Source organism: Acinetobacter sp. YH01022 (genome assembly GCF_013420235.1).
Classification (GTDB): Bacteria; Pseudomonadota; Gammaproteobacteria; order Pseudomonadales; family Moraxellaceae; genus Acinetobacter.
Map to the genome: position 1 here is coordinate 1 of NZ_VOYP01000008.1, position 13690 is coordinate 13690.

The following is a 13690-nucleotide window of genomic DNA, read 5'->3' on the forward strand; positions in this document are numbered from 1 at the left end:
CAACGACTGACAAGGTTGGCATTAATACTATGTTGCAGTGCGACCGAAGCGATCGAGGTATTAGGATTTTTACAGGCATTGACAATACTGAGTTTGAATTCTTTGCTGTATGTTCTGCGTTTTTTAGCAACAGGAGGTGTTGCTGAATATATATCCATGTTCATGGATTAAGTCCCCACTTGTTTTTAGGTGGGAACTAAATTAAGGCTTATAGGATCGCTTGGTAAGGCTGTGTTAGCCGGATGCTTACTTCAGCTGTAGATTTTATTCATCTATATACAGAAAATCAGGTTTATATTGTGCATAGGCTTGCTCGGAAGGCGCAGGTAAATGACCTTGAGTGACCGTTCCCAAACGTAAACGAATAATTTCAGGCAAATCGACCCGATAAGAATAAATTGGACTACCACATTCCTGACAAAAAACCCGTGCTTTATTCGGACTATGGAAATATTCTTTTAAAAATTTAAGTCCAGTGGTAATTTCAAATTTTGATTGCTGTAACGGACTGTTCCAGGCAAAGATTGAGCCTTGCGCCATTTGACAACCCTTACAGTAACAGATGATGGTTTTTTCAATTTCACCCTGATAACGATATTTCACCCTTCCACATAAGCATTGACCTTCTAGCATGTGTTACTCCTTGTTTTTATTATCACTGCAACATAATCATATGCAACTAAATTCTGAGCTGTCGCTCTTTTTGCATTTCCTGAATCCGTACTTTTAATTTTGCAGCTAACACAGCATTATCTTTAGCCAAGCGCTGTGCATGTAATAAAGACTTAATCGCATTTTCTTCCGAACCCGACCAGTATTCTACTTCTGCCCGATAACGCAGCACATTCACCGTTCTAAACGGTGACAACCGGTCTATATTGGCCGCTTGCTGCATCAGGCGCCAAGCCTGAATATCACGCGGATTTTTATTGATAAAGCGTTGGATCAGACTGAAAGCTTGTACAGGCTCTTTTTGACGGATATAAACTTCTGCCAGTTTAAAAGCCAAAGCCCTGTTTTCCGGCATAATTCGTGCGGCTGACTGAATCGCCTGATAGGCTTGCTCGGTTTTGTTTTGCCCCAAATAAATATCGGTTTGAATCAAAACCAACAAATTATTTAAGCGTTGCTGTGCCTTTGCCTGATCTAAAACTTGCTGAGCTAAAACATAATCGCCTTGTTTTAGATAAAAAGCAGCCAATGCCAGCTGGCCGGAAAAATTATTGCGATTCGCCAAAACCTGAAGTTGTTGCTCTGTGGTCTGGTTAGAAATGACCTTGCTGTACCACTTCAGTATTTCAAAATCTTCATCATGCAAGCTTGATTTTACCAGAGGGAATTGATTGGCTCTTAAACGCGCCTCGCTCATCCGTTCTGTACTGAGTGGATGGGTGAGCCAGAAATCAGGCAAGAAACTGACCTTGCTGGTTGCCCTATCCATGACTTCAAAAAAGTCCGCCATACTTTGCGGATTATAGCCTGCGCTATACATATACTGCATGCCAATCCGGTCTGCTTCACGTTCCTGGTTACGGCTATAGTTCAGCTGTTTATCCATCAATGCCGCCTGAGAACCCAGCATGACTGCAGTTCCAGCATCCCCATCAGCTTGAGAAGCAATTAGCGCGCCAACCAGTAATCCTGCCACAGTTAACAGGCCCTGCCCCTTAAACGCCTCTTGTGAGCGACTGTAATGACGCTGTGACACATGGGCCACTTCATGCGCCATCACCCCAGCCACTTCATCCATATTTCGGGCAGAAGTGATTAAGCCCGTATTGATGGCAAATAATCCACCCGGAACGGCAAAAGCATTGATTTGAGGATCATCGATAATCACCAGCCCTATGGGCTGACCCAGCTGGGTCTGGCTTAAAATATGTGAAAATACACTCCCCAACTGATCTTCCAGCCACGGATTTTGCAAGACAGGCATTTGGTGCTGGACTTCACGAAAGACCTTTTCACCAATCATTTTTTCTTTTTGCTGGTCAATCAGACCAACACCACTACCAATTTCAGGAACATTAAATTGTGAGGTTAAATTGAGATTTGCACTGTGCGTTAATGTGATTGCTGAAATCAAAGTCAGGTTACACGCCCATAAAAACCGTTTCAATGTGATGTTCTCAAACTGCTTTTTTCAATTCACCTGACTATAACATTGAAAATTGGAGCAATTTGCAATGAAGTGTTATCAAAGTTTAAGTAAAGGCAGGATTCACCAGATAAGGCGGTGTACGGCCTTCCAGCACATCCACCAGGTTACAATAGGCCAGCTCAGCCATTTTTTTACGCGTTTCAGCAGTCGCAGAACCGACATGCGGCATAGTCACCACATTTTCCAGAGCAAAAAGTTCTGATTCCTGCAAAGGCTCTTTTACATAAACATCCAGTCCAGCAGCAAAAATTTTGCCGGCTTTAAGTGTATTAATGAGTGCCTGCTCATCCACCACAGAACCACGGGCAATATTGACAAAAACTGCATGCGACTGCATTTGATCGAACTCGTGCTGCCCAATCAAGGCCTGAGATTCAGCATTGAGATCAACAGCAACCACTACAAAATCAGACTGCTGCAACAACTCATCCAAAGCACAATAACGGGCATTTAAAGGCTGCGCCAGTTCAAGTTTTTCACGGCGGTTATGGTAAAGAATGTTCATGTTAAAACCATAAAAGCCACGGCGTGCAATCGCAGCACCGATATTGCCCAAACCGATGATCCCCAAAGTTTTACCAAAAACATCCTGCCCGAATTGCGCCGTCCCCACAGTGCGTTGCCATTTACCCTGCTTGGTCCACTGATCCAGAGTCGGAACTTTACGTGCTGCGCTCATCAGCAGACTAAACGCCAAATCGGCAGTGCTTTCGGTTAATACATGCGGGGTATTAGATAACCAGATTTTTTGCTGGTTTAAATAGGACAGATCGTAATTGTCATAACCCACACTGACACTGGAAATAATTTTAAGCTGTTGCGCAGTTGCTAGATTATTTTCATTCAATAACCGCCCTGCACCAATCATTGCATCGGCATCTTTAACTTGCTCAAGAATCTGTTGGTTGACATCCCCCTGTTTCGGGTTAATGATGACCACCTGATATTGCTGTTGCAAGCGCTGAAGGATATCCTGATCTAACTGGCTAAAAACCACGACTTTCTTGTTCATGTTCTATCCGTGTTTTGAGACGATTTTTGCATAAACTGCCACAAGCGTTTTTTTAACAGGGGCTGAGTCAGCATTTCCTGCAAACCCGCCAGATTGATGCTTTTTGAATGTTTTAAATAAGCACTCTGCCCCAGAAAAATAATATTTTTATCTGCACTGATTGCATCTAAAAAGCCTTGTACATAACTTTCCGCACCGTGACCATCCTGAAAATTCATTAAAGGAAATGGCCACTGCAATTCATTATATTCACCCGATACTGCATGTTGTATATTATGCCAAAGTTGCTGCTGCTCAGCGGTGATTTCTGTTGTGTCCACTACAATTACACAGTGTGACAAAGCCAATGCTTGCAGCTGAAAAGGGGAAATTTGCTGTGCCGGACGTGTTGCTATCCCCTCGGCGACAATGTCAATTTTTTCTTCTACTGCTGCAATTGGAGAGATTAAAGACTCGGTGCGTTCAGGCTCTTGCCTTTGGTCTGCTTTAAGGGCTAGTGGTAGTACGGCTGGTGCTTTTGCCAGCACAATTTCAGTCTGATATTCAGCTGCTGCCTGATCTCGCCACAGCGATGAAGATAGCATTTTTTGACATACAACATCCCGAGGAACCCAGATATCGATTCCTAAAGTTGCCAATATGTCACGCTGATGCCCTATCATCTTTTTTCATCACCAATTGAATAGTGGATATTCTAACGAGATTAGCGATTTTTTGCTGAGCTTTTATTGAATCATCCGGCATTTTGTCGTATGGGGATTAGACGATCATCAAACTGTTTTTCTTCTGCATCAACTCGACAATTTCATCGGTTTCAAAACCAAAACGCCAATACAACAGCTCCAGAACATCCAGTTCATCTTGGGTAATAATACGATCATTCCACAAACATAATTCTGCAATGCCTAAAATACTCAGACGGTCACGCAGTAGTAAACCCGCAATATCATTCAGAATTTCTGCTAAATCAATCGGCTCGTCCGAAATTTCAGCATAAATTTCCAGTTCTTTTACAGTTAATACCCGTTTCAGGATTTTTTCACGCACATCAAGCTGATTGTGGCTATTAATTTGCTGCACATGCAATAAGGCATCAATCAAACGCACAATATGCGGTTTCACCTCATCCAAAGACGTTGGAGTATGAATCGGTAAAAGATTCAATTCATGTTTCACATATTCAAGCAATAAAGCATCCAATAAACCAATTTCACCATCTTCCTGAATAATTCGCGCCAGTTTCATCAAAAACTGGCGTGCAATGGTCGCCGGCATAGAGCCAATATTTTTACATGCCTCGCGAAAGATCGAGATATGAACCCGTCCATCTAAATGCAGTAATGAATCCACGATGGCGCGGCTGACTTCGGCTTCAGCCGGAATAAATTCACGGTACTGCCGAATCATTAAAATGGCCACCATCACTTCTCGCGAACCCGTAGCAGTCTGCAATGCACGCTGGATTAATTCAGGACGCTGCATATTGTTTCGAATTTCTGGATTTAAGGGTTTAATGGCATCCTTCAGGGCAAAACTGATTGGTGATAGGCGCAGCAATGGCAAGGGTTGCGGGGAACTCCAGGGTATATAAACTTCACTGTTCAGCTCCTCAAGCGAACGGAACAGGCTAAATAAGGGCTGATTGCGCAATTTCTTCAAATTTTCGAGCTGTAAATCCTGCACCAGACCAGGATTCAACTCATAAATACGTTGATCGATACGCGGATGAATATTCATCCAGTTCTGTGGACCTAAAGAATTGGCAAAACACATATGTGAAATGGATTCTGCATATTCACTATGAATTTGTGATCCTGAATGATGTACATGAATTCTCAATAAGGTTTGCACATTGGCATCATTTTGAATCAGACGCCTGGTTTTTTGATCATTCTTAAAAGTGCGACTACCGAGTGAAATATATTTAATAAAACGGGTAATCAAAACCCCTAAACTCCCAACCAACCAGATCAGCCCACCCATAGCTACAAAGAAAGTCGCAAGTTTATGCCTATATGCCCGACCATGCTTGGTAAAGCCTAATTTGGCAATTTTACTGCCCCACTGGCTCAAAGTCGTCAGGCTGCTGTAAAGAATTTTTAGACGCGTATTTTCAGCTGTTTCACCCGATAAAATTTTATTGAATTCATGACTTAACAGACCATAAAGTTCCAGTTCATCCAGATTCTGCAAAGCACCCCAAGTTAAAATGATCACAATATCACGTGGATAAAATCCGGCTGTCAGTGCATTTACCCCAACTTCATCAGGCAACACATATACCGTAGGTGTATCAATTAAAAAGGTTTCAGCCAGCTGTTCGGTAATTTTTAGGGCTATACTTTCTTCAGGAATACTTTCGATTAAGTTTAAACGACGAGCTCCCATCTGTTTCGCCAGTGAATGCCCACCAGAACGAAAAACATAGAACTCATACCCTATAGAAACAGCCATCACACTCAGTAATAAAGCAATCAAATAGGGACTTAACACATGCCAGAAGATGGATTGAGTTTGATCAAAATAAAAAACATTCAACCCCAAAATGGTATTTAAAATAAATAATGTCAGCAACACCGCGAGTACACAGATACTTGCAGACCAAATCATATTTTTGTTTTGAATAAAAGAATAACCCGCACTCTTCAATGTAAAGTTCCTTTATTACATTGTATTTATTTACTCATCATAAATTAAAAAAGCGGGAATTTCCCGCTTTTCATCGCATCCAAGAAGAATTTATTCTTCTTTCACGCCAGTCAAGTCCACTGACGCCGCATCAATATTGACATCAATATAACCGTCTTGAGCTTTTTTAGCAGAGTCATTACGCTTGCTTTCCAGTTCCTCCAGATAAGCTTCATCGATACCGCCCGCTACATACACACCATCAAACACCGAACAGTCAAATTCCTGTAATGCTGGTACCTTGTTGGTACGAACTGCGCCTTTTAGATCTTCCAGGTCCTGGAAGATCAAACGGTCTGCACCAATAATTTCACGGATTTCTTCAACACTGCGGTTTGAGGCAATCAGTTCCGCTTTTGCTGGCATATCAATACCGTACACGTTTGGATATTTTACCATTGGTGCAGCCGAAGCAAAGAATACTTTTTTCGCCCCGGAATCACGTGCCATTTGAATAATTTCGTTACAGGTGGTACCACGTACAATCGAGTCATCCACCAGTAAAACGTTTTTGCCTCTAAACTCCAGTTCAACTGGGTTTAGCTTTTGACGTACCGATTTCTCGCGTTGCTGCTGACCCGGCATAATAAAGGTACGTCCGATATAACGGTTTTTCACAAAACCTTCACGGAATTTAACACCCAAACTATTTGCCAGTTCCAAAGCAGAAGTACGAGAAGTATCCGGAATTGGAATCACCACGTCGATGTCGTGCTCATCACCCCATTCACGGATAATTTTGCTGGCAAGCTTTTCGCCCATTTTTAAACGTGCTTTATACACTGAAATGCCGTCAATGATGGCATCTGGACGTGCGAAATACACATATTCAAAGATACAAGGACGATATTCAGGATTTTCAGCACATTGCTTACTAAACAGCTCACCCTTTGAAGTAATCAAAATGGCTTCGCCCGGTTCAATATCACGTTCAACTTTAAAGCCTAAAGCGGTAATCGCTACAGACTCGGAAGCAATGATATATTCAAGGCCTTTTTCCGTTTCACGAGAACCATAAATCAATGGACGAATGCCATTTGGGTCGCGGAAACCCACCAGACCATGTCCGGTAATCATGGCAACTACACCATAAGCACCTTTACAGCGCTCATGTACACGTGTCACCGCATTGAATATATCTTCCGGCGACGGATTCAACTCGCCACTTTTCTGCATTTCATGAGCAAAAACGTTTAACAGTACTTCAGAATCCGAATCGGTATTCATGTGACGAAGATCTGTTTTAAACAAATCTTCATGAATTTCTTCAGCATTAGTCAAGTTACCGTTATGCGCCAGGGTAATTCCGTAAGGCGAGTTCACGTAAAATGGCTGTGCTTCTGCACTGCTCGAAGAACCCGCTGTCGGATAACGCACATGACCAATACCGTAATTCCCTAGCAGTGCACGCATGTGACGCGTATGGAAGACATCTCGTACCATACCGTTGTCTTTACGCAGGAATAGCCGCCCTTTATGACAGGTTACTATTCCGGCTGCATCCTGACCACGATGCTGTAACATCGTTAATGCATCAAACAACATTTGGTTAACGGGTGACTTACCAGCTATACCAACTACTCCACACATAGCAACCTCGCAAACAAGCTAGGATTAATAAAAAGGATTATTTGTTGATTCGCCTGTACGCGCTGCATGCTTCTGCGTTTTTTCAGACGATGAGTCGGAAGATGACGCTGCGTCTTCAGACTTGATATGAGCAAGTGCCCCTTGCGCCGCTTCTTTAGAAAGTTCGGTCGCCCAAGGCGCATACGGAATAAGGAGTTGTACAAATTTAGACTGTTTCCAGTGCGGAGAACTTTCCACCCAGGGACCCAGGCCCTGCATGGTGATGAGTACAATCAATAAACCTTTTAAAGAGCCAAAAGCACCACCTGCCAAACGGTTCAATGGGCCGAGTTTCAGGCTCTTCAATACTTTGTTCAGAAATGCGGTGACAATCCAGGTTAACACCACCATGACCAATACAATAAATGCAAAAGCTGCTATTTTTTGTACCACTGGATCTCCACTGAGCGAGACCATCGAAGGTGCCAGGATGGCTGCGTATTTTGCACCGATGACCAGCGCAAGAACCCATCCTACCAAGTTCGCAAAGGCTGAAACCAATCCTTGTCGCAAACCGTTGAGCCCTCCAATGAGCAAGATAATCAGTATAAAGATATCCAGTGTATTCATGGTGTGTTTAAAGCATCAATACAATCTTTAATCAGGGCTGGACCTGTATATATGAGGCCACTATAAATTTGTACAAGACTGGCACCGGCCTGTTGTTTCGCAATGGCCTGTTCGCCCGACAAAATTCCGCCTACCCCGATCAATGGAATCTGACCTTTTAATACTTTAGCAAAAGCAGCAAGACAAGCGGTACTTTTTTCAAATACAGGCGCACCGGACAAACCACCCGCTTCGTTGCCATATTTCAGGTTTTCCACCCCTTCACGTGACAAGGTGGTATTGGTCACAATCAAACCATCAATTTTAAACTGGAGCAATTGTTTCGCAATGAACTGGATATCTTCGTCGGTCAGATCAGGAGCAACTTTAAGCACTAAAGGCACATAATGCTGATACTCTTCCGCCAGTTCAAGCTGACGTTTTTTCAAGGTTTGCAGCAATTCTGTTAATGCATCGCCGCTTTGCAGGCTGCGCAAGTTTTTAGTATTTGGTGAGGAAATATTAACCGTGATATAGGAAGCGTAGTTATAGACTTTTTCCAGACAGATCAGATAATCATCCACAGCATTTTCAACCGGGGTATCGGCATTTTTACCAATATTAATACCCAAAATACCTTTGAATTTTGCTGCCTTGACATTTTCAATCAGCTTGTCTACACCGTCATTATTAAATCCCATACGGTTAATAATGGCCTTGGCTTCAGGCAAACGGAATAAACGGGGATGTGGATTGCCCGATTGGGGACGTGGTGTAATGGTTCCAATTTCAATAAAACCAAAGCCCAGCCCAGCCAGAGCATCAATATAAGCGCCATTTTTGTCCAGACCAGCTGCCAAACCTACCGGATTGGAAAATTCAATTCCCATACAGGTCACAGGTTTGGACGCTACGTTTTGACGCATCATGCCCATGCGATGAGCTGATTTCAATAACGATAGTGTGAGCTCATGTGCACGCTCTGGTGCTAAAGAAAACAACAAAGGGCGGGCAAGAGAATACAACATATCTATAAAAGTCTACTGCTTTTTAAGTCGGCATATTATAGGCATAGCCCGCAGAAAACACCATGCTTCACAGATCTTTATTTTTACCCTTTATTGCACTGTCGCTGTTAATTTAATCTGACCAGCATCAGAAATTAGTTCTATTTTCTCAAGGCTTAGACCCATTTGTACTAATTGGGTTAAAAAATTTGCCAAGATGGCATAATTTTCATGTGCCGCAACAATCTGGATTTGCTCACCCGTTTGCTGGGAAGCCACCGATAATCCCTGCTGCTGGGCAACACGCTGAACCTTTTCTGCAGCAGTTAACTGCACATCATCTGCAGGTTTCATGGTGACTGCATTACTTTGCATCCATACAATCATATCCTTAAGATCATTGACCCGATTCTGCTGTTTATTCGCAGCGGCATGCATATACCAGAGTGCCGAACCAATAACCGCAATCACAACAAAAATAGTGGTAAAGATCACCATATAACGTTCACGTTGCGATAACTGATCCAGATAATCCGTGACTCTTTCAATGAATTGATCAATCGAGTTTTGCAGTTTTTCTGATGTATTCATTATTGTATTTTCACCAATCCAATTGCACCTGCACCATTGGGCTGAACAGTGCCTAATTCTGCCTTAAAGCCTTGCTGATTCAGCTGCTGGATTAAATTTTGCAGCACAGTCGATGAGTTTGCTTTCAGCTCCATGTTTAAGGCCGAAGCCTCGTAGTGGATACGATTCGCCACAATCTGATTTTGCATGAGCACCGGGCCAATACGACTAAGTAACTGCAAGGCTTGGGTATTGGCGCTTTTATTCAAGCGCACATGACTTTCAAACTGGCTTTTTAAATTCTGTTCGGTGACACGGCTACTCTGTCCAAACCAGTATTTATACTGATCAATCGCTTGCAACGCAGTCTGGTCTGCCACTTTTTTATATTTATACCAGCATGTTGCATCATAGCCAAACTGGACAACAATAGCAGCAACCAAGACAGCAGCACAGGCTTTCCAATAACCGGACATAGCCTGACTGTTTTTAGCTTTAGGTAGAATATTAAAAGGATGAAGTCGCGCTTTTTTTAATACCGGTATTTCATAATGGAAAGATTCAATCTGTTCCTGCGTCACCATGGCTTCAAGGCTTTGCATTTGTTCAGCGGTAAAATTACTGATTTTATAAGATTGCCCCGAAGGCTGATAATCTAAAAACAGTGCCAGATCATCCACCGAATTGCCCATAAATTCACTTTCACGCACCAGCAAGCGCCCGGACAGGTTCGCAATGATGATCTGCCCCACTTCTGGAGCTGGTAAAATGAGAAAATCGGGCAATAAGGAAGCAACTTTAACCGGGATTAAGTTCAAAGCATGTTGCAAGGTTTCAACCGTACTATTTGCCACACCCAAAATGATTAACTGATCGGGATTTTGAAAATGATGCAATATTTTCATGGAATCGATGGGCAAAAGCACAAATTCTTCTAATAAATATTTAACCCCATCCGTACCCAATTTCTTGTACTGGGGCCTGGATAGACTCTGTTGCAGCATTTGTACATCACGACTGGGAAAAAATACCACAGCTTCTTGTCCATGATAGCCTTGAATATCTTGAATTAATTGTTCAAGACTAAAGGCCTGAGACCAACTCTCTCCAGTTGACCAGTGCCAAACCCCATTGGCTTCAGGCATCCATAAATACAACATCAATATTTTTCTGCCGTTTTAATTAATATTCTATACATTTGGAATAAAACTTTTTAACTGTGTTGATAATCCTGTTGCAATCACTGCTTGTTCATATATCCGCGCTTCAGCCAGAGCATACGGATGAAAAGGTTCTGCGGTCAACAATGATGCCATATGCGCCACTACATTCATATGACACACCACCACAATAGACTCATAAGGAAGCTGAGACAGCCAGTCTACTGCCAATTTTGCATCATCATCCGGCTTAATCTTATTGCACACCAGTACGGGTACATCACGAAAATAATGTTGTAAATGTGCCAGGGTTTCCTGCGCACGCAATAAAGGACTCACCACAAAAGCATCAGGACGAATGATATCCTTTAAATATTCTGCAGTGAGTTGGGCCTGCGCATGTCCACGCTCGGTCAAAGGACGCTTATCATCATTGCCATGCACCGCTGGAGCGGCTTCACCATGACGGACTAAGGTAAGTTGCATAAAAAATTCCTTATTTTCAAATATGCATCAATTATAACCAAGCTTTATGAACGCAATAATATGATTTAAAATTACACTTCATTGTGAGGTAAAACAAATTCCACATCACTACGATGACCATTTTTCATAAGTGAAAGTGCAATACTTAAAGGCGGTGCACCTTCAAAAATCACATCATATAATGCACTGGTAATGGGCATATAGACACCTAATTCTTCCGAACGGCTACGCACTTGCACAATGGTATTGATCCCTTCAGCAGTTTGGCCCAATTCTCTGGTGGCCTGCTCCAGGGTCTTGCCTGAACCTAAGGCAAAACCCACCTGATAGTTACGGCTGAGCGGACTATTACAGGTTGCAAACAAGTCACCCACGCCAGACAATCCCAGGAAAGTCAGCGGGTTTGCACCCAGTTTCACCGCAAAACGGCTCATTTCTGCCAGTGCACGGGTTAAAATCATGCTCTTGGTGTTTTCACCCACCTTATAAGCCGCAGCCATACCCATGGCAACAGCATAGATATTTTTTAACGCCCCGCCCAGCTCCACACCATGCACATCATCGCTACCAAAAACACGGAACAATGCGCTATGCAACGCTTGCTGTACGGCATAACGCACCAGTTCCGATTGGCTGGCAATCACCGTTCCCGCAGGTTGCCCGGCCATAATTTCCTTGGCCAGATTCGGTCCTGAAAGGACACCATAGGGAACCTGAGGCAATTCTTCACGAATGATATCGCTCATGAAATGAAAAGTTTTTGCCTCAATGCCTTTGGTTAAGGAAATCACCGCCTGCGAACTAATAAAAGGCTTAATTTGTTTCAGTACATCGCGAAAAGAATGGCTAGGAATAGCCACCAAAATAATGTCACGATTACAGACAGCTGTTTCTAAATCCGATACCGCTTTTAAACCCGGCTCCAAAACAAAATCGGGTAAATAGCGTTTATTGATATGGATCTGATTAATTTCTGCTGCCGCTGCCTCATCACGAATCCAGATCATGGTATCACAACCATTGCGTACAGCAGTATTGGCCATTGCCGTACCAAAACTGCCACCGCCCAACACGGTCACACGCAAGGCCGTTTTTTGATCAACCACAACCGGTTCAACAAGATCTGAAAATTTCAACTCTGACATTATTTTTATATCTCAACTCATGATTCAATACAGTTACTTATTCCAGTAACTGACATAGTTTTGTGTATCCACTGCTGTACGCGCTGGAATCGCTTTCGCTGCCGTTCCAATATAAATAATTCCAGAAATTAAATCATCTTCTGATAGTCCCAGGCTTCGCTTCAACAACGGCGACTCAACCACCGCTCCGCTACGCCACATGGTTGAAAAGCCTTGTACCTGTAAAGACAACAAGAAGTTTTCTATTGCCGCACCCGAACTTAAGGTTTGTTCAAAATTAGGCACTTTAGGATGGGGCTGAAATTGGGTTAATGCCAAAACCAGCAGCGGTGCACGAAATGGATGGTTTTTTACCCGATCCAATTGAACAGAATCAGTTTCACCCAAATCCGCCAAAGCCCTGGAGAGCAACTCACCAAAAGCTTCACGCTGATCACTCGGAATCACCACAAAACGGGTAGGCTTTAAACGATGATGATCTGGTGCAGTCAAAGCCGCCTGAAAGGCTTTTTCCAGTTGCTCTGCATTCGGCGCAGGCTCAACCAAATGCCCAATCGACTGACGTTGATGAATATTTTGATGAACCGTATCTACCGCTGAATCCGTCATTGACTTTGATATCTGTGTACTAAATATTTCATCAAGATTAGCATAATCTTGTTTAGATACTCTAGAGCGTTGAGTGAATGTCTACTCCACAATAGCTAACTTAACCAACTTTCAGTCACAGAGAGTTCATATAAAGCTGCATATTTCATACAAGTCCTTCAAAAATCATTCAAAAAATCATGTTCAAATAATTCAAATTCTTTTTAAAACAATCTCAGGGGAAAAAGATGAAACAAGTTTTTGCACTCGCTTCTGTTGCCGCTGCTGTCGCCTTAACTGCCTGTACATCCAATCCAACCACCTCATTAGCGATTCAAAAAGAAAATAATCAATATGAAGTGACGGGTATCGGTAAAAGCAGTTTAATTTCTAAAAATAATGCAATTACTGCAGCCAATAATACCTGTGGTAAAAAAGCCACGCCTGTTATCGTGAATGAAAAAACTGAATACAACGGTGCCTTAAAAGGTGTCGTCGATGAAAAAACCGGACAAATGATTCAGGCTGCAACTACTGTACTGGGTACCTTGGCTGGCAAAAGTAGCAGTCTGGCACGTGATGAAGACTATCAAACCATCCTGACCTTCACTTGCCGAGCTAACTAAGAAACCAAATCACAGCCTGCCTCATCTTATTTATTCAATACAACTATCTAGGGCAAAAAAAGCCGCTTC

Annotated in this window: 15 protein-coding genes; 1 reads left to right on the top strand and 14 read right to left on the bottom strand. The window is 42.8% G+C overall.

Annotated features, from left to right (window positions below; translation table 11 throughout):
- From FTT87_RS03960 to FTT87_RS04025, 14 genes are all read right to left on the bottom strand, one after another.
- On the bottom strand, positions 1-164 hold a 164-nt coding region (locus FTT87_RS03960), incomplete at its 3' end, for a transposase (RefSeq protein WP_042781527.1).
- A 100-nt stretch (positions 165-264) separates the two neighbouring features.
- Positions 265-633: a GFA family protein gene (locus tag FTT87_RS03965; protein WP_180174441.1), complete on the bottom strand. Its 369-nt coding sequence runs from the start codon at positions 631-633 to the stop codon at positions 265-267.
- Between the two features lie 46 nt (positions 634-679).
- Positions 680-2119 (bottom strand): M48 family metalloprotease, encoded by a 1440-nt coding sequence (locus tag FTT87_RS03970; RefSeq protein WP_180174442.1) that lies wholly within the window; start codon positions 2117-2119, stop codon positions 680-682.
- 85 nt (positions 2120-2204) lie between these two features.
- Entirely contained in the window at positions 2205-3173 is a 969-nt protein-coding gene (locus tag FTT87_RS03975) for a D-glycerate dehydrogenase (RefSeq protein WP_180174443.1), read from the bottom strand.
- The gene (locus FTT87_RS03980; protein WP_180174444.1) at positions 3170-3835 is read right to left on the bottom strand and encodes a hypothetical protein; all 666 of its coding nucleotides are present in this window, start codon (positions 3833-3835) and stop codon (positions 3170-3172) included. Before FTT87_RS03980 ends, FTT87_RS03975 begins: the two co-directional genes overlap by 4 nt.
- Before the next feature lie 97 nt (positions 3836-3932).
- Positions 3933-5783, bottom strand: a complete 1851-nt coding sequence (locus FTT87_RS03985) for a M48 family metalloprotease (RefSeq protein WP_373423497.1) — start codon at positions 5781-5783, stop codon at positions 3933-3935.
- A 129-nt stretch (positions 5784-5912) separates the two neighbouring features.
- Positions 5913-7451, bottom strand: a complete 1539-nt coding sequence (gene purF / locus FTT87_RS03990) for an amidophosphoribosyltransferase (protein ID WP_086195555.1) — start codon at positions 7449-7451, stop codon at positions 5913-5915.
- 24 nt (positions 7452-7475) lie between these two features.
- Complete coding sequence (locus tag FTT87_RS03995) at positions 7476-8060, bottom strand: CvpA family protein (RefSeq protein WP_180041771.1); 585 nt, start codon at positions 8058-8060, stop codon at positions 7476-7478.
- The gene (locus tag FTT87_RS04000; RefSeq protein WP_180174445.1) at positions 8057-9067 is read right to left on the bottom strand and encodes a quinone-dependent dihydroorotate dehydrogenase; all 1011 of its coding nucleotides are present in this window, start codon (positions 9065-9067) and stop codon (positions 8057-8059) included. Before FTT87_RS04000 ends, FTT87_RS03995 begins: the two co-directional genes overlap by 4 nt.
- 90 nt (positions 9068-9157) lie before the next feature.
- A complete protein-coding gene (gene gspM / locus FTT87_RS04005) occupies positions 9158-9637 on the bottom strand; it encodes a type II secretion system protein GspM (protein WP_086195558.1) in 480 nt (159 codons plus the stop codon).
- A complete protein-coding gene (gene gspL / locus FTT87_RS04010; RefSeq protein ID WP_180174446.1) occupies positions 9637-10776 on the bottom strand; it encodes a type II secretion system protein GspL in 1140 nt (379 codons plus the stop codon). The genes gspM and gspL overlap by 1 nt, the downstream gene beginning before the upstream one ends.
- Before the next feature lie 30 nt (positions 10777-10806).
- Positions 10807-11262, bottom strand: coding sequence for a histidine phosphatase family protein (locus FTT87_RS04015; protein ID WP_180174447.1), 456 nt, complete (start codon positions 11260-11262; stop codon positions 10807-10809).
- A 71-nt stretch (positions 11263-11333) separates the two neighbouring features.
- Positions 11334-12407 carry an NAD(P)H-dependent glycerol-3-phosphate dehydrogenase gene (locus FTT87_RS04020; RefSeq protein ID WP_180174448.1) on the bottom strand — a complete coding sequence of 358 codons (1074 nt, stop codon included), beginning with the start codon at positions 12405-12407 and terminating at the stop codon, positions 11334-11336.
- A gap of 33 nt (positions 12408-12440) precedes the next feature.
- Complete coding sequence (locus FTT87_RS04025; protein ID WP_180174449.1) at positions 12441-13016, bottom strand: nitroreductase family protein; 576 nt, start codon at positions 13014-13016, stop codon at positions 12441-12443.
- Between the two features lie 227 nt (positions 13017-13243).
- On the opposite strand from FTT87_RS04025, the gene FTT87_RS04030 reads away from it, so the two are divergent.
- Positions 13244-13621 carry a hypothetical protein gene (locus tag FTT87_RS04030; protein ID WP_180174450.1) on the top strand — a complete coding sequence of 126 codons (378 nt, stop codon included), beginning with the start codon at positions 13244-13246 and terminating at the stop codon, positions 13619-13621.
- Positions 13622-13690 lie beyond the last annotated feature (69 nt).

Excerpts from the sequence above, each read along its gene's own strand:
- FTT87_RS04025 (WP_180174449.1), bottom strand. The coding sequence starts at position 13,016 with ATGACGGATTCAGCGGTAGATACGGTTCATCAAAATATTCATCAACGT.
- gspM (WP_086195558.1), bottom strand. The coding sequence starts at position 9,637 with ATGAATACATCAGAAAAACTGCAAAACTCGATTGATCAATTCATTGAA.
- FTT87_RS04030 (WP_180174450.1), top strand. The coding sequence starts at position 13,244 with ATGAAACAAGTTTTTGCACTCGCTTCTGTTGCCGCTGCTGTCGCCTTA.
- FTT87_RS04020 (WP_180174448.1), bottom strand. The coding sequence starts at position 12,407 with ATGTCAGAGTTGAAATTTTCAGATCTTGTTGAACCGGTTGTGGTTGAT.
- purF (WP_086195555.1), bottom strand. The coding sequence starts at position 7,451 with ATGTGTGGAGTAGTTGGTATAGCTGGTAAGTCACCCGTTAACCAAATG.
- gspL (WP_180174446.1), bottom strand. The coding sequence starts at position 10,776 with ATGTTGTATTTATGGATGCCTGAAGCCAATGGGGTTTGGCACTGGTCA.
- FTT87_RS03975 (WP_180174443.1), bottom strand. The coding sequence starts at position 3,173 with ATGAACAAGAAAGTCGTGGTTTTTAGCCAGTTAGATCAGGATATCCTT.
- FTT87_RS04000 (WP_180174445.1), bottom strand. The coding sequence starts at position 9,067 with ATGTTGTATTCTCTTGCCCGCCCTTTGTTGTTTTCTTTAGCACCAGAG.
- FTT87_RS03980 (WP_180174444.1), bottom strand. The coding sequence starts at position 3,835 with ATGATAGGGCATCAGCGTGACATATTGGCAACTTTAGGAATCGATATC.
- FTT87_RS04015 (WP_180174447.1), bottom strand. The coding sequence starts at position 11,262 with ATGCAACTTACCTTAGTCCGTCATGGTGAAGCCGCTCCAGCGGTGCAT.
- FTT87_RS03985 (WP_373423497.1), bottom strand. The coding sequence starts at position 5,783 with ATGATTTGGTCTGCAAGTATCTGTGTACTCGCGGTGTTGCTGACATTA.
- FTT87_RS03995 (WP_180041771.1), bottom strand. The coding sequence starts at position 8,060 with ATGAATACACTGGATATCTTTATACTGATTATCTTGCTCATTGGAGGG.
- FTT87_RS03965 (WP_180174441.1), bottom strand. The coding sequence starts at position 633 with ATGCTAGAAGGTCAATGCTTATGTGGAAGGGTGAAATATCGTTATCAG.